General features: G+C 53.9%; 17 protein-coding genes. 1 reads left to right on the forward strand and 16 read right to left on the reverse strand.

The features are described from left to right. Positions 1–121 precede the first annotated feature (121 nt). A complete protein-coding gene (locus tag BUB67_RS07580; RefSeq protein WP_073238188.1) occupies positions 122–1,186 on the reverse strand; it encodes an L-threonylcarbamoyladenylate synthase in 1,065 nt (354 codons plus the stop codon). 339 nt (positions 1,187–1,525) lie between these two features. Between BUB67_RS07580 and BUB67_RS07585 the strand changes: the two genes are divergently transcribed. After that, positions 1,526–2,230: a HoxN/HupN/NixA family nickel/cobalt transporter gene (locus BUB67_RS07585; RefSeq protein WP_073238191.1), complete on the forward strand. Its 705-nt coding sequence runs from the start codon at positions 1,526–1,528 to the stop codon at positions 2,228–2,230. Positions 2,231–2,350: 120 nt separating this feature from the next. Here the strand turns inward: BUB67_RS07585 and prmC are convergent, their stop codons facing one another. The 15 genes from prmC to BUB67_RS07665 form a co-directional block, all read right to left on the reverse strand. Beyond that, entirely contained in the window at positions 2,351–3,208 is an 858-nt protein-coding gene (gene prmC, locus BUB67_RS07590) for a peptide chain release factor N(5)-glutamine methyltransferase (protein WP_073238194.1), read from the reverse strand. Between the two features lie 71 nt (positions 3,209–3,279). Next, positions 3,280–4,353: a peptide chain release factor 1 gene (prfA, locus tag BUB67_RS07595; RefSeq protein ID WP_073238197.1), complete on the reverse strand. Its 1,074-nt coding sequence runs from the start codon at positions 4,351–4,353 to the stop codon at positions 3,280–3,282. After that, positions 4,343–5,221, reverse strand: a complete 879-nt coding sequence (locus BUB67_RS07600; RefSeq protein ID WP_073238199.1) for a DUF1385 domain-containing protein — start codon at positions 5,219–5,221, stop codon at positions 4,343–4,345. The genes prfA and BUB67_RS07600 overlap by 11 nt, the downstream gene beginning before the upstream one ends. 91 nt (positions 5,222–5,312) lie before the next feature. Further along, positions 5,313–5,513: a 50S ribosomal protein L31 gene (rpmE, locus tag BUB67_RS07605; protein ID WP_073238202.1), complete on the reverse strand. Its 201-nt coding sequence runs from the start codon at positions 5,511–5,513 to the stop codon at positions 5,313–5,315. 1,099 nt (positions 5,514–6,612) lie between these two features. Further along, positions 6,613–7,539, reverse strand: coding sequence for a M23 family metallopeptidase (locus tag BUB67_RS07615; RefSeq protein WP_073238208.1), 927 nt, complete (start codon positions 7,537–7,539; stop codon positions 6,613–6,615). 101 nt (positions 7,540–7,640) lie between these two features. Continuing rightward, positions 7,641–8,957 (reverse strand): transcription termination factor Rho, encoded by a 1,317-nt coding sequence (rho, locus tag BUB67_RS07620; RefSeq protein ID WP_416358823.1) that lies wholly within the window; start codon positions 8,955–8,957, stop codon positions 7,641–7,643. Positions 8,958–9,074: 117 nt separating this feature from the next. Continuing rightward, positions 9,075–9,584 (reverse strand): DUF2062 domain-containing protein, encoded by a 510-nt coding sequence (locus BUB67_RS07625; protein ID WP_073238214.1) that lies wholly within the window; start codon positions 9,582–9,584, stop codon positions 9,075–9,077. Positions 9,585–9,821: 237 nt separating this feature from the next. Continuing rightward, positions 9,822–10,466 carry a fructose-6-phosphate aldolase gene (gene fsa / locus BUB67_RS07630; protein ID WP_073238217.1) on the reverse strand — a complete coding sequence of 215 codons (645 nt, stop codon included), beginning with the start codon at positions 10,464–10,466 and terminating at the stop codon, positions 9,822–9,824. A 135-nt stretch (positions 10,467–10,601) separates the two neighbouring features. Next, a complete protein-coding gene (locus tag BUB67_RS07635; protein ID WP_073238220.1) occupies positions 10,602–11,456 on the reverse strand; it encodes a class II fructose-1,6-bisphosphate aldolase in 855 nt (284 codons plus the stop codon). A gap of 262 nt (positions 11,457–11,718) precedes the next feature. Further along, positions 11,719–12,408, reverse strand: coding sequence for a hypothetical protein (locus tag BUB67_RS07640; protein ID WP_073238223.1), 690 nt, complete (start codon positions 12,406–12,408; stop codon positions 11,719–11,721). 79 nt (positions 12,409–12,487) lie between these two features. Beyond that, positions 12,488–12,904: a response regulator gene (locus BUB67_RS07645; RefSeq protein WP_073238227.1), complete on the reverse strand. Its 417-nt coding sequence runs from the start codon at positions 12,902–12,904 to the stop codon at positions 12,488–12,490. A gap of 116 nt (positions 12,905–13,020) precedes the next feature. Beyond that, complete coding sequence (locus tag BUB67_RS07650; protein ID WP_073238230.1) at positions 13,021–13,785, reverse strand: Yip1 family protein; 765 nt, start codon at positions 13,783–13,785, stop codon at positions 13,021–13,023. Between the two features lie 14 nt (positions 13,786–13,799). Further along, a complete protein-coding gene (gene sppA / locus BUB67_RS07655; protein ID WP_073238233.1) occupies positions 13,800–14,738 on the reverse strand; it encodes a signal peptide peptidase SppA in 939 nt (312 codons plus the stop codon). A gap of 353 nt (positions 14,739–15,091) precedes the next feature. Beyond that, complete coding sequence (locus BUB67_RS07660) at positions 15,092–16,699, reverse strand: CTP synthase (RefSeq protein ID WP_073238236.1); 1,608 nt, start codon at positions 16,697–16,699, stop codon at positions 15,092–15,094. Between the two features lie 76 nt (positions 16,700–16,775). Beyond that, positions 16,776–16,937, reverse strand: a complete 162-nt coding sequence (locus BUB67_RS07665; RefSeq protein WP_073238239.1) for a XapX domain-containing protein — start codon at positions 16,935–16,937, stop codon at positions 16,776–16,778. Positions 16,938–16,948 lie beyond the last annotated feature (11 nt).

Genomic DNA, 16,948 nt, shown 5'->3' on the forward strand with positions numbered 1-16,948 from the left:
ATTATCGGGTTATCTCAAATAGTGTTTCCCTAGCTACTATATGTATGTTTGAAGAAATAAAAAAATTATGCGCAGCGTCTAAAAGCCAATGGCCAGACCCCAAAGGAATACCCCAAAGCCCTCAGCACTTTACGATTTCCGAGGCGGCGCGGCGCAGGCGGTTCATGACCGCAAGGCCGATTCCCCGGGTTTCCATGCCTTCGGCCAGGATTACATCAACCTGCAGTTGATCAAACTGCCTCAACCGGCCAAAGAGTAACGCTGCGGCATCGGCAGGGTTTTTTCTGCGGCCCATGGTGAGTATCTTGGCTCCCCCGGCATACCCGGCAGCGGTTTCTTCGGTGGCCAGGATGCCCACCCGCTTGCCCCTGGCGGAAAGTTCCGCCGCGCGGCGGCTCAGGGCTTGCCGTACCTTTTCCGGCTCCCCTTCAAAAAGGATGACCGGAGCTGCCGGGGCATAGTGAATATATTTCATACCGGGGGAGCGGGGAACCTGGTCTTTGGATAACTTTTCTCCCAACACCGACCGGTCAATGGCCACCTCTTTGAGAACCCCGGCCAGTTGTTCATAGGTGACCCCGCCGGGACGCAAGATGATCGGGCAAGGGCCGGTTAAGTCGAGGACCGTAGATTCCAAACCAAGGCCGGCAGGTCCGCCGTCCAGGATGGCATCCACCCGTCCCTCCAAATCGGCCAGGACATGGTCCGCGGTGGTGGGACTGGGGCGGCCGGACCGGTTGGCGCTGGGGGCTGCGATGGGTACACCAGCAGCCTTAATTAGGGCCAACGCCACCGGGTGACCGGGCATCCGTACGGCCACGGTGTCCAGGCCCCCGGTCACTTGCTGCGGGATACCCCCGGCTTTGGGAACCACCAGGGTTAACGGCCCGGGCCAGAATTTTTCCATCAAAAGCGGTGCCTGCGGCGGCAGGTTGCGGCTGAGGCGGTTGGCCATATCCAGGTCGGCCACGTGTAAAATTAATGGGTTGTCCGAGGGTCTGCCCTTGGCCCGGTAGATACCGGCCACAGCCTCACCGTCCAGGCCGTTGGCGCCCAGGCCATAGACCGTTTCCGTGGGAAAGGCCACCAGGCCTCCTTTTTTTATGATCTCCGCCGCCCGGGAAATAATTTCCGGATCAGGTCTGTCGGGGTCCAGTTGCCACACCCGGGTACCGGTGTTTTTCATTAGGCATCTCCGTCCTTACGGTGGAAATTATATCATGTTTTTGAGCTCTGCGCCATTGGCTGTTGGTTGTTGGTTGTTGGCCTTTGGCCTTTACCTGTTGGTCATTGGTTCTTGGTTGTTGGCTGTTGGACACAGTTTTTTTAGAGAGGCGTGAATGCAGGCATTATTTGGCATAAATTGGTTTGACTCTTGAATACAATTTGGTAAAAACCGTTTCCTTAAGGGGCCAGGGCTAATAACTAATAGCCAAAGGCTAACGGCCAACAGTCAATGGCTAACGGCCAATGGCCGACCCCAAAGGAATACCCTTAAGCAAGCGCTGCACAGGAGGAATGAGCCGTGGATTTTTGGTTGTATTTCTGGTCGGCTCTGGGTATCGGGGCTTTGCACGCGTTGGAGCCGGGCCACGGCAAGAGCATCATGGGAGCCTATTTAATGATGTCCCGGGGAAGGTCAAGGGATGCCGTTCTGCTGGGCCTGACTTCGGCCGTTACGCACACATTGGTGATCGTGATGATGGCCGTCATGGCCCACTCGGCTGCAGCGCTGGCCATGTCCGGCGCTGTTTTGCCGCAGGACCGTATGGAAATCTGGCTGAAGCTGATTTCCGGTGTTATTATCGTACTGGTGGGGCTGCGCATGATGCTGCGAAAAAATGATGCCTGCAGCTGCGGCTGCGGGGGTTCCCGCCATCCACGCAAGTTCTCGGTCAAGAATGACAGCCCGCCCAAAGGCAATCTGTTGGATGTGCTGATGCTGGGATTTACCAACGGCCTGATGCCCTGCCCCAGCGCCCTGGCCGTGCTGCTGCTTTCTGTCAGCAGCGGGGCGATGCTGACCGGCCTCGCCCTAGTTGTTGCCTTTGGCATCGGCGGGGCCGTCGCCCTGGTGGCTGTGGGGCTGGTCTTCGTGAAGCTGTCCTCCTTTGCGGGAACGCTGCTAGAGCGCGGCCCTTGCCGCCTGCTGCCCCGGCTCAGCGGCTTGCTGATAACCGTCATCGGGGGACTCACTTCCTACAACGCTTTAACCAAAATGATGTCCTAATAAGGCGCCCGGTACCCAAGTTATTAACATAATTTGTATACCACGACAAAATCCCCAGGGTTACCCCGGGGATTTTCTGCTATGGCTGCTTCTACGCCCAGAATTACTCATTAATATGGATCATTTCTTTTTCGCCGCCACCAGCCGCTGACGGCCGGCGAGGTCAAGCTTTATTTCTGAATGCCACCGGTCGGCAGGCAAAATCCTACGAGCTGGTTCGCCCTGTCCCGGGCCGATTTCCATCAGCAGCAGCCCGCCCGGCTGCAGGAAACGGCAGGCCCCGGGAATCAGGAGGCGGTAAAGGTCTAAACCGTCCAGGCCGCCGTCTAGGGCCAGGTGGGGTTCGAAGTCCTTGACGTCAGGCATGAGTCCGGGGATGTCGCCGCTGGGGATGTAGGGAAGGTTCGCGGTTATTACGTCGATGCTTCCCTTCATTTCCGGAGGCATCGGTTCCAGCAGGTTTCCCTGCATGAAGTCTATCCGGCCCTCCACCCGGTGCAGCCGGGCGTTTTGTCTGGCTATTGCCAGGGCCTCAGCTGAGAGGTCTATGGCCAAGACCCGCAGCTCGGGAACCAGGCAGGCCAGGCTTATGGCGATGGCGCCGCTGCCCGTCCCCACATCCACGGCCAGAGGATTTTTCTTGTGGGTTTTTTTTAGGTATTCCAGGGCGGTTTCCACCAGCAGTTCGGTGTCCGGGCGGGGTATTAGCACAGCGGGCGTAACCACAAAGTCCAGGCCCATAAATTCCTTAAACCCGGTTAAATAGGCCACCGGTTCCCCCCAGGCCCGTCTGTCCAGGAGACTCCTGTATTGCTGCTGCTGCTCGGCTGTAAGGTCTCGTTCCCCCTGCAGAAATAAACCTGTCCGATCCAGCCCCGTCACCTTGGACAACAGCACCTGGGCATCCAGGTTGGCGGACTGGATGTTATGTAAATTTAAAAATTCCCGTCCCATGATAAGGGCCTCTCGAATTTGCATGGTAAACCTCACCTTACGGGGGTCAGACCCCTTTTGGAAAAAAATCCCAAAAGGGGTCTGACCCCCCGATGTTAGTCGGTTTGCTCGGCTTTGAGGCGTTCGGCCTGGTCGGTGGTGATGAGGGCTTCGATGATTTCGTCCAAATCGCCCTGCAGCACGCTTTCCAGGCGGTGTACCGTGAGGCCGATGCGGTGGTCGGTGACGCGGTTTTGGGGGAAGTTATAGGTGCGGATGCGCTCGCTGCGGTCACCGCTGCCCACCATGGACTTCCGCGCGCCGGCGATGGCCTTTTGCTGTTCCTCCTGGGCTTTATCCAGCAGGCGGGCCCTCAATACGCGCATGGCCTTCTCTTTATTCTTATGCTGGGATTTTTCATCCTGGCAGGACACCACTGTGCCGGTGGGGATGTGGGTAATCCGCACCGCGGACTGGGTGGTGTTTACGCACTGGCCGCCGGGGCCGCTGGCACAAAACAGGTCGATGCGGAGGTCATTGGGATTGATTTCAATATCAACCTCTTCCGCTTCCGGCAAAACTGCCACGGTGGCGGCAGAGGTGTGGATGCGGCCGCCGCTTTCGGTGGCGGGCACCCGCTGCACCCGGTGCACACCGCTCTCGAATTTCAGGGTGCTGTAGGCGCCCTTCCCCTCGATGACAAAGGTGACTTCCTTGAAGCCTCCCAGGTCGGTCTCGTTGGCGTCGAGAATTTCGGTGCGCCAGCCCTTCTTTTCGGCGTAGCGGGAATACATTCTGAACAGGTCGCCGGCAAACAAAGCGGCCTCTTCGCCGCCGGTACCGCCGCGGATCTCCATAATTACGTTTTTCTCATCGTTGGGGTCCTTGGGCAGCAGCAAAATTTTGAGTTTCTTCTCCAGCTCTTCGATTTTGCCTTCCAGTTCTTCAATTTCTAATTCTACCATTTCCCGAAAGTCCGGCTCCAGCTTCTCTTCCAGCATTTGCTTGTTTTCCTGGAGATCGTTGCGGGCTTTTTTGTACTGGCGGAAAACATCCACTACTTCCCCCAGGTCCGAGTGGGCTTTTACCAGTTGCTGCCACCTGGCCCGGTCGGCCATGACTTCCGGATCGCTGATTTGGTTTTCCAGTTGTACGTATTTATCCTCCAGCGCCTGGAGTTTAGCGAACATTGATGTCACCTTCCTTACGGACTGCATTAAAGGCTTTAATGGCCACTTCTACTTGGCTGTCATCGGGTTCTCTGGTGGTCAGCTTTTGCAGCCAGAGGCCCGGGGCGATAAAGATGCGGCAGAGGCCCCTGTCCTGGTACTTCCCCGACAGCTTGAGAAGTTCATAGGCTACCCCGGCCACCACCGGGAGCAGCAGGATGCGAAAGAAAATTTGACCGAACAACCCCGAAGCGGTGACTCCGGAGAAAATAACCACCTTGATAAGGATAACAATGAGCAGGAAGCTGGTGCCGCAGCGGGGGTGCAGGGTGGAAAATTTCTGTACTTCCTCCACGGTCAGCTCTTTGCCTGCTTCATAGGCGTTAATAACCTTGTGTTCCGCACCGTGATACATGAATACCCGTTGAATATCCTTCATCCGGGAGACCCCTGCCACGTACCCGAGAAAGACGACCAGTCGAATGGCCCCCTCCACAAGGTTGCGGACGAAGTTGTCCTGGATGGCAGAAGCCGTATAGTATGTCAACGTGGTGGGAATCACGATAAACAGCACGATGGCCAAACCCAGAGAAACGGCAATGGTTAAAAACATTTCCCACTTGCTCAGTTTTTCCTCTTCCTCTTCCCCCATGGCCTGCTCGGCCGAAAAGGCCAAGGCTTCAATCCCCATGATGAGGGATTCAAACAACATGACCACGCCGCGAATAAAGGGAAGCTTGAGAAATGTGAGCCTCCGGGTAATGGAACCCACGGGCTTTTCGTTAATAATGATGGTTTCATCAGGCCGGCGCACCGCAATGGCCCGGCTGTCTGGTCCCCGCATCATGACGCCTTCGATGACCGCCTGGCCTCCGTATTGAAAAGACATGTATTTTACCTCCGACTGGGCGGCTTTTTTCCCAATATTCCTTAAAGGTTTCCAATAAGGAAAAAGCAGAGCCACCGCTCTGCTAACTAAGCTATTTCAAGCCGTATTTCTTACGGAACTTCTCGGCCCGGCCACCGACTTCAATTTGACGCTGGGCCCCGGTGAAGAAGGGATGGCAGTTGGAGCAAATTTCAACTTTGATCTCCTTCTTGGTGGAACCGGTTTTAAAGGTGTTTCCACATACACACTTAACTTCTACTTCATTATAATTGGGATGAATTTTTTCTTTCACTTACACTCACCTTCTTTCTCCAGCAAATGCAAATGCCTGCGGCATTAACTACTTATAAACACACGACGATATTATAGCATAGAAAAAAACAGCAGACAAGAGCGGGTTTTGGGCTTTGGGGTATTTCTTTGGGGAGAGTGCTTTGGGCCTTTGGTGGCTAATGGCCAATGGCCAGACCCCTAAGGAATACCTCTTAGTCTAATATTTTTTTAAAATTATAATTTCCAAAAAAAGGTATTTTGCAAACATTGGCGTATAATAATCTTAGATACCATAAAATGGTATCTAAGATAATTCCTGCCTATCGAAGCCTTGCGGGTTGCGGGGATGGGACATACCCCCGCCGGGAGCAGGTAGCTCCACCACCGGCTCTATTGTTTTGCAGGAATTCTACAATTAAATATGGATGGTCCTTTAACAGAACCTGCATGTTGAGGGAGGCGATTTGGATGTGTTCAGTGAAATACTCCCCTGAGCCCATCAGGACCATGATAGCCTGGCCATCAGGCCCGCCCGGCAGACTGTTCAAAGAAGAAGGGGTACAACCACCGCCTGAGAATGCAGGACCACCGGGAAGAACGTCGGTCCCCGCACGGGTTGGTGGAAAGTCAGGGGACCCGGACAACCCCAGGCCACCAACCCGGGAAGAATTTATAAAACTATTGAAAGGATGTGATACCCCGGGTGGTAACAATTACCACCTGTCTTGAAAAATTTTTCATTTACCTTTGAATGGTATAAATGCCGGCATTTACGACAAGCCTCTGATCTGATTAAACTTTTCCCTTCCTTTTTCTGATCATTTTTTTCTTGAACTTCCAAAGCCATTAACGGTACTGCATAGCCCAAGTAGCCAAGTCGCGGGAACCATGCAGGTCCGGTTGAATTTTAAGAAGAAGAGACGCCCCCAACCCTGCATACACATAAGGCAAAGGCCTTTTCCCTAGTTCTCCGGCGCATGAAGCGGGCCGCTTTCCGGAGAGCGGCCCCACAGCGAAGATATGAAACAGCAATAAAGATGATGGGAAAATCAGGGACGGCGTTACGGAAAATTTCATAGGGCAATCAATTACCCCTATCCAACGGATAGGGGTTTTTTTTAGACAAAGAGTCTTTCTTTCAGGAACATCAGGGGGTCCAGGGGAACTCCCTGCCGCAGAATTTCCATATGCAGGTGAGGTCCTGTGGACCGGCCGGTATTCCCCACTGCGGCAATGGGCTGGTTTCTATCCACCTGTTGGCCTTCCCGAACCAGCAGTTTTGAGCAGTGGGCATACAGGGAGCGGATGCCGTTGCCATGATCCAGGATGACGGTGAGGCCATAGGTTCCCCTGGGAGCGGACCAGACAACCCGCCCCTTCTCCGGGGCCACAATGGTGGCCCCCTCAACAGCCCCGATGTCCACCCCTTCATGGGGTCGGTCTCCCCGGATGCCAAAGAGAGAGGTCACCTCGCCGGCCACCGGCCAGGCCCAGCCGCCGATTTGAATTTTGCCGGTTTGTCCAGCAGAGGCGGCTGTCGCCGGTTCGGCCGCTTCTACGGGGATGGTAAGCCTGAGCCCGATCCTGATCAGGTCAGGATTTGTAATATCATTGGCCTTCATTAGTTCTTGCAGGGAAATGCCATACTGACCGGCGATATGGGAAAGGGTTTCCCCGCCGGCCACCAGGTGGTAACAAACCTCTCTACCGGGAATGGTGAGGGTGCGGCCCACCGCAAGCACATCTTCCTGACTTAACCGGTTGACAGCGGCCAGCTCGCCCACGGAAATACCGGACCGTTCGGCAATACTCCATAATGTGTCGCCGGGACGCACCCGGTATTCCATCTGTACGCCGGAGCCCCTGGCCGGTTGTTCCGGGTGTTTTATCACTGCCGCTTTCCGGGCAATGGGCGGGGTATAGTCTCCCTCCGACATCACTTCATCCAGACCGGCGCTGGCAGGCCAGGCGCCCAGGGCCGTGCCGGCAATGACAGCGGCCATGATAACCGCCAGAAAACGTTTTTTATTTATGGAAATTCTCATAAAAAATCACCTCGAAATAAGCAAACTGTTAGTAGTTTATCCGAGGTGACGGAAAAATATACATGAATTAGCTATTGGCCATTGGTCGTTGGCCAATACTTTTATACCCTCGTTTGTTCCTCTGCATTTTTTCGCCTGTATGGCCGTTTCTGCGGCGGTGCAGCTTCCGGTTCAGTCAGCTCGGCGGTTGCCGGCTGGACCCTGGCCCTGGGCTTAAAGTCGCCCAGTATTTCCAGGTTGGCTTTGGTATTTCTCATGCGCTCCAAAAGATTCTCCAGGGCTTCAATGGATGTCATGCCGGCAATGGCTTTACGCAGGCTCCAGACGTATTCCAGTTCCTCTTTCGATAAAAGCAAGTCCTCCCGCCGGGTGCCGGAGCGCTGGATATCAATGGCAGGGAACAGCCTGCGGTCCGCCAGCTTGCGGTCCAGAATCAGCTCCATATTGCCGGTGCCTTTAAATTCTTCGAAAATCACATCATCCATTCTGCTGCCGGTCTCAACCAGAGCGGTGGCGAGGATGGTAAGACTGCCCCCTTCTTCCACGTTACGGGCGGCGCCGAAGAAACGCTTGGGCTTATGCAGGGCCGCCGGGTCCACACCCCCTGACAGAGTCCTGCCGCTGGGGGGAATAATCAGGTTGTGGGCCCTGGCCAGACGGGTGATGCTGTCTAACAAAATCACCACATGGCGGCCGCTTTCAACCAGTCTTTTGGCCCGCTCTAACACCATGTCGGAAGCCTTCACATGGTTTTCCGGCGGCTCATCAAAGGTTGAGCTGATGACCTCGGCCTTTACCGACCGTTCAATGTCGGTAACTTCTTCGGGCCTCTCATCAATTAACAGGATAAATAATTCGATTTCCGGGTGATTGACGGTGATGCTGTTGGCAATTTCTTTGATCAGAATGGTTTTGCCTGCTTTGGGTGGGGCAACAATCAGACCTCTTTGCCCTTTGCCGATGGGCGCAATGAGGTCAATGACGCGGGCTGAAATCCTTTCGGGGCCGGTTTCCAGCCGGATGCGTTCCTGGGGGTAAAGGGGTGTGAGGCCGGCGAAGTGCATCCGTTCCGCTGCCAGTTCGGGTCTGCCGCCGTTAACCTGTTCTACCCGTAAGAGTCCGTAGTATCGCTCGTTATCCTTTGGCTTTCTGACCTGACCGTACACCAGATCGCCGGTCCGCAAGTCAAACCTGCGTATTTGGGACACCGAAACATAGATGTCGTCGTTGCTGGGCACATAGGTAGAAGGCCTTAAAAAACCGTAGCCGTCGGGCAAAATCTCCAGAACCCCGCCGGCATAGGATACGCCGCTTTGTTTTGACTGCAGTTTGGAGATCTCAAAAACCAGTTCTTTCTTTCTTAATTTATAATAGCCGGGAATTTCAAGCTCGCGGGCGATGCCATACAATTCCCGCATGGTCTTTGCTTCTAATTCAGCCTGTATGTTAACAGGCACATCGTTCTCAGGCAAGTACACTCCACCTTTAATTCTGTATTTATTTTTTATGAACTTTATATCCAGGGCCAAATGGTTTTATTCACAGCAGCGGCTGCCCTCAGGTTTTTTTTTAATGGCCCTTTGACGGGCCTCTAAGAATTTAACGGCAATGAAGTAGACTAAAAGGCCGGCCCAGAGGGCGTTGGTGACACTGCCAACCAAAAAGGGAAAACCCAGAGCTTTGATTTTTAAAAGGGCTTTGGTAAGGATGGGAACGCCGTGCGCAAGTTCATCGGTAATGGGCGAAGGGGCCGTACCAACCAGGAGTTTGCCTACAAAGATATTCAAGGTGAAAAACAGAGGAACAACAGGTTTAAACAGACAAACCGTAAGGGTGGCCGCCACCGCATGCACCCGCACCAGTTTTGCCACCAGAAAGGAAAGGGGGATGCTGATAAAAGGAACAGGCAAAAAGTCAAAGGCAATGCCGAGGGCAATTCCCTGTGCCACCTTCTGAGGCGCTTCCGGGAGGTTTAAGAGCCGGTGGTACGAGTCCATGCAGGCGTCCTTGCATTTGTTGAAAAGCTTACTGATGATATTTGCCACCTCAAAAATCCTCCTAAAAAGTCAGAAAAAGCCTGGCGTGGCTGTGCCCCTGGGGTACGCCAAGCTTTTATGCACAGAAGCCTTAGCTTTTCTTATGCTTCTTTGAGTGAGACAACCCTTTTACGGGTCAGGCGAACTGTGTGATGCGCCATTTTCAGTATAGCGCAGGGAGGAGGATTGGTCAACTGTTTGGCTTTGGGCTTGCCCAGACTGGACCCATGAGCCCCACCCCTAAGTCTAGCCCTTCAGCTTCGCCCAGTCTGCCAGGAAGGCGTCGATGCCTTTGTCTGTCAGCGGGTGTTTGATCATCTGCATGAGGACTTTATAGGGAACGGTGGCAATATGGGCGCCGGCCTTGGCGGACTGCAGCACATGGAGCGGGTGGCGTATGCTGGCTGAGATGATTTGTGTCTCCAGGCTGTAGTTATCAAATATTTCTACGATGTCGTAAATTAACCCGATGCCGTCGTGTCCGATGTCGTCCAGTCGGCCCACAAAGGGACTGACGTAGGTGGCCCCGGCCCGGGCGGCCAGCAGGGCCTGGTTGGCCGAGAATACCAGAGTCACGTTGGTTTTAATGCCCTTTTCGGCACAGGCCCTAGTGGCCTTTAAGCCTTCGGCGGTCATGGGAATCTTAATGACAATGTTAGGATGGATGGCAGCCAGTTCCACCGCTTCTTTCATCATTCCCTCGGCCTCCAGGCTGATGACTTCTGCGCTGATAGGGCCATCGACGATGGAGGTTATTTCCTTGACCACTTCCGCAAAATCCCGCCCTTCCCTGGCAATCAGAGAGGGGTTGGTGGTGACACCCGAGATGACTCCCAGGGAATTGGCGGCACGAATTTCATCAACATTGGCGGTGTCTATGAAGAGAAGCATAGTTGTACCTCCTGGATTTAGCCTGTTTTTCTTTGGGGTCAAGCCTTCAGCCCTCAGCTGTCAGCCATCAGCCTTAGGGAGAAAAGCTGAGAGCTGATGGCCGATGGCTGACGGCTAGACCCATAAGGAATACCCTTAAGCTTTTCCTGCGCTGCCAAAGACCCGGATCTTCTCCCTGATCACCTGGGTGGCGGCTTCCCGGGCAGGGCCGAGGACTTTGCGGGGGTCGATTTCTTTGGGATTGTTGTCCAGCACCCGGCGGCAGGCGGCGGTGAAAGCTTCCCGGATGTTGGTGTCAATGTTCACCTTCCGCACACCCAGTCGGATGGCCTCTTGAACCGCTTCGTCGGGAACGCCGGAGGAACCGTGCAGTACAATGGGGATCTTGACCAGGCTGACGATTTTCTCCAAACGGGGGAAATCCAATTGAGGTACCCCTTTATACTGGCCATGGGCGGTACCTATGGCGACGGCCAGAGAATCTACGCCGGTCTTCTCCACAAAATATCTGGCTTCTTCGGGATCGGTAAAGAAAGCGTCTCTTTCGTCCACATGAATATCGTCTTCGGTGCCGCCGATTTTACCCAGTTCTGCTTCCACGGACACACCGGTGGCCCGGGCAACTTCCAATACCCTGTTGGTGAGGGCAATGTTTTCCTCCAGGGGAAGTTTAGAACCGTCAATCATCACTGAAGTAAAGCCCACCCGGATGCACTTCATGCACTGTTCAAAACTGGTGCCGTGGTCCAGGTGCAGGGCCACCGGCACAGTGGCCTGGCTGGCTGCCAAACTGGCCAGGGCATAGATATACTCAATGCCTGCATATTTAATGGCACCCTGGCTGGCCTGCATGATAACCGGCGCCCTTTCGGCTTCGGCGGCCGCTAAAATAGCTTGTACAATCTCCATGTTGTTGACGTTAAAGGCCCCTACGGCGTATTTACCTTCTTCCGCCCTTTGTAACAGTTCTTTTACAGGAACAAGTGGCATTTAAAAACCCTCCTCATTTTTACTGTGTAGGTGCGCCCGGATAAAACAATACGGCGCAGCCTCCTGCCTATTGCTAGGCAATTCAAGTCAAGAACCGTCCCCGACTTGAATTGGGACAAAATAAAAAGCCCGGACCGCGTCCGAGCCGGCGAAACTGGTACTGCTTTATCTTCTGGGACCATATTCCGGCGGGAGCTTGTCGGTCTACCCCCGGTTGAAGGGGTCAAAAACAGTATGACCATAGTTACCCGGAATTATGTTTCTAGGATTGTTTATTCCGCTTGCGCCGGGTCTTTTTTGTCAGTTTAGGGGTATTGGAAAAACTGTCAAGGCACTTGAAGCCATGTTTAGTCAACTCAATGGTTTCCACCTGCTGAATGACCTTCAGGTCTTCCTCTGTTTCAGCGTATACGATGTTAATGCTGTCGCATTCTTGGCAGTGCAGTTCCAACCGGTCCAGGAAAACTTCCACTTCAATGTGGTTATTGCCGCACTGGCAGTACAGGCCCCCGTTGTCGGCAATCTCCTGAAGGCATTCCATTACCTGATGCATCACCTCAGGGTTGGTAAAGTAGTCGTCGTACCCTAATTCGTCCATGAGGGTCTCCAGGCCTGTATCCAGGGACTCCGCCAGCAGCTTAACTTCTTCCGGCCGTCCGATAAACCCCAGCTCCAGTCCGGATTCCGGACAGGTGAGGTAAATGGTTTCCTTTCCCCAGAGCCGCATACCGGATATTTCCCGGATGTGTTTGGTCTCGCAAAAAACACAGGGTATTTGCAGCCAGTAACTGCCGGGAGGTCTGCTGACAACACCCAGCAGGAAAGCACCACAGGAACAGCTAATTTGCAGCTTGCCCCGGCCTGAAAGGGCGAAGCGTGAGAGGTTATGAAATTCTAGAGCGCCGCACTCCGGACAGCGAATGGCCAATGTGGTGACTGTGGTTATAAGCACCTCTATAACCTCCTCTTTGCCATTAAGAGTTCGCCGCCGGCGGGTAAATTCCTTTTTTTCATAATGATGAAATAGCCGGTTACAGGGTGCTGGCTGATACCGGCTTGAAGTTGCCTGTGTTTCTGCTTTCAGCCAGGATAGCCCTGACCAAAACCCGTACCTCCTCCAAATCAAAAGGCTTGCTGAGATAATCTTTTACACCTAAACTTTTGGTTTGGTCAATGATCTCCATGTCGCCATAGGCTGTCATCATCACCACCGGTAATTGGCCGTAAAGCCTGCGAATTTCCTGCAGGGTTTCAATCCCGTTCATCCCCGGCATTTTCATGTCCAGCAGCACCAGGGAGGGTTGGGTACCGGAGAGAATCTTCAAAGCCTCTAATCCGCCGCCCGCCATTTTTACGATGTATCCTTCGTCAGCCAACGCTTCAAATAACAACCGCCTTACTCCCATCTGGTCATCCACAATGAGAACATCGATGTTGTCATTATTCATTTTATTCTGCACCCCCTAGGTTCATACAGCGCGCGTTTGATAAGTTTTCGACACCAGGGGTGCAATACCTGCTGTGATACCCGGATCTTTCATTATTTTTCCAAAGATATGACATGTTACCATGCCGGGGGCATAAAGGCAGACATAGCCGATACCAGGACAACCACGGTGATCAGGGCCAGCACGATAACCGCCAGCACCGGTGTAAAAATAACGGCCAGGGCCCGCCCGGTGCTGAGACGGTGGGCCTCCCGCAGGCCAATGGTTAATAAAACAACTCCCCAAATCAGCGCCACAATGCCCCCCAGGGTGTTGACCGTTGTGGCCATGGCGGGTGAGATCAGGGTGGTTAATACGTTCAGGGGAATCAAAAAGACTTCCGGCAGCCCGGCCAGGCCGTAGACCACAAAGACCGTCCGGGCCTCGCCCCGCCCGCCGTAAAAATCCGCCAGCAGGTGCAGCAGGGCGCTGTAGAAAAACCATTTAACGAAGTAAAAAACGGCGCCCAGCATGGCCAAAACAGGGGCCGCCGCCCGCAGGGCCCGCGAGAAAAACATGGCGTGATGTAAGGGTAGGCCCATTTCCAGCCCTAAATCGGACGGTCCACTCCGGGCATAGATATACAGACTGGTCAGCAAACCTGCCAGCGCCAAAAGGATGACAATGATGAGGGTAGTTCCTAGGGGAGGTTTTTGTACAACCCGTTTCATGGTCTGCACCGGGTCAAACAAAACCCCGTAAATAATTTCATAGTATTTGAGGGGCGGCTGTTGCGGTTCCGGTTGGATGCCTTCCGTTACCGCCGGTGGAACAGCCGGTCCCGGTGTTACAGGCAGGTCACCGCTCACGTCTCTCGTCAGATCATCTTTGAATTCACTCATAGGTGTTTCCCTCCCTATTTTACTTCTGCCTTCAGAGGCAGTACGGAGGGGTCCGGCACCAGGAGTAGTCCTTCCGGGGGTAAAGACAGAATGCCGCCCCTGCCCTGCATGCTGCTAAAAAATTGCTGCCAGAAGGGTTGTTCGCCGGTCATATCTACCAGTTCCGGCTCTCCCTTAATGCCGGCTAATTGGGCGGTCATTTTTACCGCCTCGGTGAAATCCCCCAGCTCATCCACCAGCCCCAGGGCTTTCGCCTGTTTTCCGGTATAGATTCTTCCGTCGGCCAATTGTCTCACCCTGGCAGGATCCATTTTTCTGCCTTCGGCCACCACTTTAATAAAGTCTTCATAGGTGTCGTTGACCAGGCTTTGGAAGATCCGGCGTTGTTCCGGCGTAAGTTCCCTGTAGGTGGCGCCCATGTCTTTATTGGGGCCGGTTTTAAAGTTGTCGAATTCTATGCCTAATTTATTGTACAGGTTCTGCAGGTTGGTGAGTTCCATAATCACACCGATGCTGCCGGTGAAGGTGCCGGGGTTGGCCACAATTTTATCCGCTTTGCAGGAAATCCAGTACCCCCCGGAGGCCGCCATCTCACCCATGGCGGCCACCACCTTTTTGCCGGACCGGCGGACTCTCTCCACCTCCCGCCCGATCTCATCGGAGCCCACCACTGTGCCACCCCCGGTGTTTAATTTTAGAATGACTGCTTTAATGTCCGGATTCTCCCTAGCTTTTTTCAGGTCGCTCACAATTCTGTCGGCGGCTGCCACTCCGGAGGAGCCAAAGCCACCCGGGGCGGATGAAACGATCATCCCTTCAATATGTACCACGGCAATTTTTTCTCCTGTCCCTTCACGGCCGGGCGCCCCGGCTTTGCTTTTAAAAGCTATGGCAGCCGCCAGTGAGAAAAGGACGATGCCGATGATGATACCGGCGATCAGTTTTTTACGCAAAGGTATCACTCCTTAATTTGGGGTATTTCTTTGGGGACGGGCCTTCAGCTGTCAGCCATCAGCCCTCAGCTTTAAGGGTTTGTTGTATTCCTTTTGGGTAGGGGCCAGCGGCCATCGGTTTTTAGTTGTTAGAGTATTTCTTTTGGGCTTTGTGTTAAGCTTTGGGTTTTGGTGATTGTTGTACTGCCATTTGTTATCTTACGCCTGTGGAACAAAAACATACCTCGGGATAAGAAGAAAGCTTTGGCAAAAAACCAAAGCTGAAAGTGTTTTATGCTGCTGTTATGATGCTGTATGAAAAAAGCAATGGCTGAAGGCTGAGGGCTGATGGCCGGACCCAAAAGGAATACCCGTTAGCATGACCTGCGATTCTTTATGGCCGCCCCTACAAAGTCACGGAAAACAGGGTGCGGGCGGTTGGGTCGGGATTTGAATTCCGGGTGAAACTGGGTGGCCAGGAACCAGGGGTGATCAGGTAATTCCACGATTTCCACCAGCTTGCCGTTGGGCAGGGTACCGCTGAAGACCATACCGGCCTGGGCCAGGTCTGCACGGTATTCATTGTTTAACTCATAACGGTGGCGGTGGCGTTCGTAAATGATTTCCTCACCGTAGGCCTGGTAGGCCAAGGTGCCGGGCGCCAGTTTGCAGGGATAAGCTCCCAGCCGCATGGTGCCGCCCATCTTGTCCAGGTCCTTTTGTTCCGGCAATAAATCAATCACCGGGTATTGACAGTGGGGGTTGAATTCCGCACTGTTGGCGTCCTGCCAGCCCAGCACCGCCCGGGAAAACTCCACCACGGCCAGTTGCATGCCCAGACAAATCCCCAGGAAGGGAATCTTATTTTCACGGGCATACCGGATGGCATTGATCTTTCCTTCAATACCGCGGTCGCCAAAGCCGCCGGGTACCAGGATGCCGTCGGCGCCCTTCAGCAATTGTTCCGCCGGTACTTTCTCCAAATCCTCGGAATTGACCCAGCGAATTTCCACAGCGGAATCATGATGCAGCCCGGCATGGCGCAGTGCCTCGGCCACGCTGAGATAAGCATCCGGCAGGGAAACATATTTGCCCACCAGGGCGATGGTGGTGCTGTTCTTGAGATTCTTCATCCGGTTGACCATGTCCCGCCAACCGGTCATATCCGCTTCGCCGCACTTAAGACCGAGCCGCTCCACGGCGATATCGTCCAGGCCCTCCTGTTCCATCTGCAGGGGAACTTCATAAATGGAAAAAGCATCCACTGCCTGAATCACCGCATCTTTGTCGATGTCGCAGAACAGGGCCAGCTTTTCTTCCATTTCTTTGGGGAAGGGCTTCTCGGTGCGGCAGACAATGACATCCGGTTGAATGCCAAGGCTTCTCAGCTCTTTCACCGAGTGCTGGGTGGGCTTGGTCTTAAATTCATTGGCCATTCTAAGATAGGGCATCAATGTCACGTGGATATACATCACATTGTCCCGGCCCAGGTCGGTGCGCAGCTGACGAATGGCTTCCAGGAAGGGCAGGGATTCGATGTCCCCCACGGTGCCGCCGATCTCGGTGATGACCACATCGGCATCCAGTTCCCGGGCCATGCGCAGAACCCTGTCTTTAATTTCGTTGGTGATATGGGGAATCACCTGAACGGTGCCCCCCAGGTAATCGCCCCGGCGTTCTTTGCTGATCACCGACCAGTAAATGCCGCCGGCCGTCACATTACTGGTTTTGTTCAAGTTGGTATCAATAAACCGTTCGTAGTGCCCCAGGTCCAGGTCGGTCTCGGCCCCGTCTTCGGTTACGAAAACTTCGCCGTGCTGGTATGGACTCATGGTCCCCGGGTCGACGTTAATGTACGGGTCCAGTTTTTGAATGGCGACTTTCAACCCGCGGCTTTTAAGCAGCCGCCCCAAGGAAGCCGCCGTAATACCCTTACCCAGGGATGACACCACTCCGCCGGTCACAAAAATAAACTTGGCCATGGTTGCCTCCTGTCAAAATCAGTTGAATTTTGGCTGCCTATCCCATTCTAACGACCGGGACATGTCATGTCAATAGTTAACGCACCCCAAAGCGCATTGCCAGCATATAACCTAAAAACATGCCAACGATGCCCATCACCCCGGCCAGGGTAGGCGGCGCCGGGACCGGCAATTTTAACTTGGCAAAAAGGAGGCCCACCGCAAAGCCGCTTACGGTGGACAATAAAATTTCTTTCATAGCTACCTACT

Origin of the sequence: Desulforamulus putei DSM 12395 (assembly GCF_900129195.1) — a bacterium.
GTDB classification, from domain to species: Bacteria; Bacillota; Desulfotomaculia; order Desulfotomaculales; family Desulfotomaculaceae; genus Desulfotomaculum; species Desulfotomaculum putei.

What these genes read in the sequence shown, in the direction of transcription:
- BUB67_RS07580 (WP_073238188.1), bottom strand. Translation starts at nt 1,186, where the DNA reads ATGAAAAACACCGGTACCCGGGTGTGGCAACTGGACCCCGACAGACCT.
- prmC (WP_073238194.1), bottom strand. Translation starts at nt 3,208, where the DNA reads ATGCAAATTCGAGAGGCCCTTATCATGGGACGGGAATTTTTAAATTTA.
- prfA (WP_073238197.1), bottom strand. Translation starts at nt 4,353, where the DNA reads ATGTTCGCTAAACTCCAGGCGCTGGAGGATAAATACGTACAACTGGAA.
- BUB67_RS07600 (WP_073238199.1), bottom strand. Translation starts at nt 5,221, where the DNA reads ATGTCTTTTCAATACGGAGGCCAGGCGGTCATCGAAGGCGTCATGATG.
- BUB67_RS07615 (WP_073238208.1), bottom strand. Translation starts at nt 7,539, where the DNA reads ATGAGAATTTCCATAAATAAAAAACGTTTTCTGGCGGTTATCATGGCC.
- rho (WP_416358823.1), bottom strand. Translation starts at nt 8,957, where the DNA reads ATGCGGGAATTGTATGGCATCGCCCGCGAGCTTGAAATTCCCGGCTAT.
- fsa (WP_073238217.1), bottom strand. Translation starts at nt 10,466, where the DNA reads ATGCTTCTCTTCATAGACACCGCCAATGTTGATGAAATTCGTGCCGCC.
- BUB67_RS07635 (WP_073238220.1), bottom strand. Translation starts at nt 11,456, where the DNA reads ATGCCACTTGTTCCTGTAAAAGAACTGTTACAAAGGGCGGAAGAAGGT.
- BUB67_RS07645 (WP_073238227.1), bottom strand. Translation starts at nt 12,904, where the DNA reads ATGAATAATGACAACATCGATGTTCTCATTGTGGATGACCAGATGGGA.
- BUB67_RS07650 (WP_073238230.1), bottom strand. Translation starts at nt 13,785, where the DNA reads ATGAGTGAATTCAAAGATGATCTGACGAGAGACGTGAGCGGTGACCTG.
- BUB67_RS07660 (WP_073238236.1), bottom strand. Translation starts at nt 16,699, where the DNA reads ATGGCCAAGTTTATTTTTGTGACCGGCGGAGTGGTGTCATCCCTGGGT.
- BUB67_RS07665 (WP_073238239.1), bottom strand. Translation starts at nt 16,937, where the DNA reads ATGAAAGAAATTTTATTGTCCACCGTAAGCGGCTTTGCGGTGGGCCTC.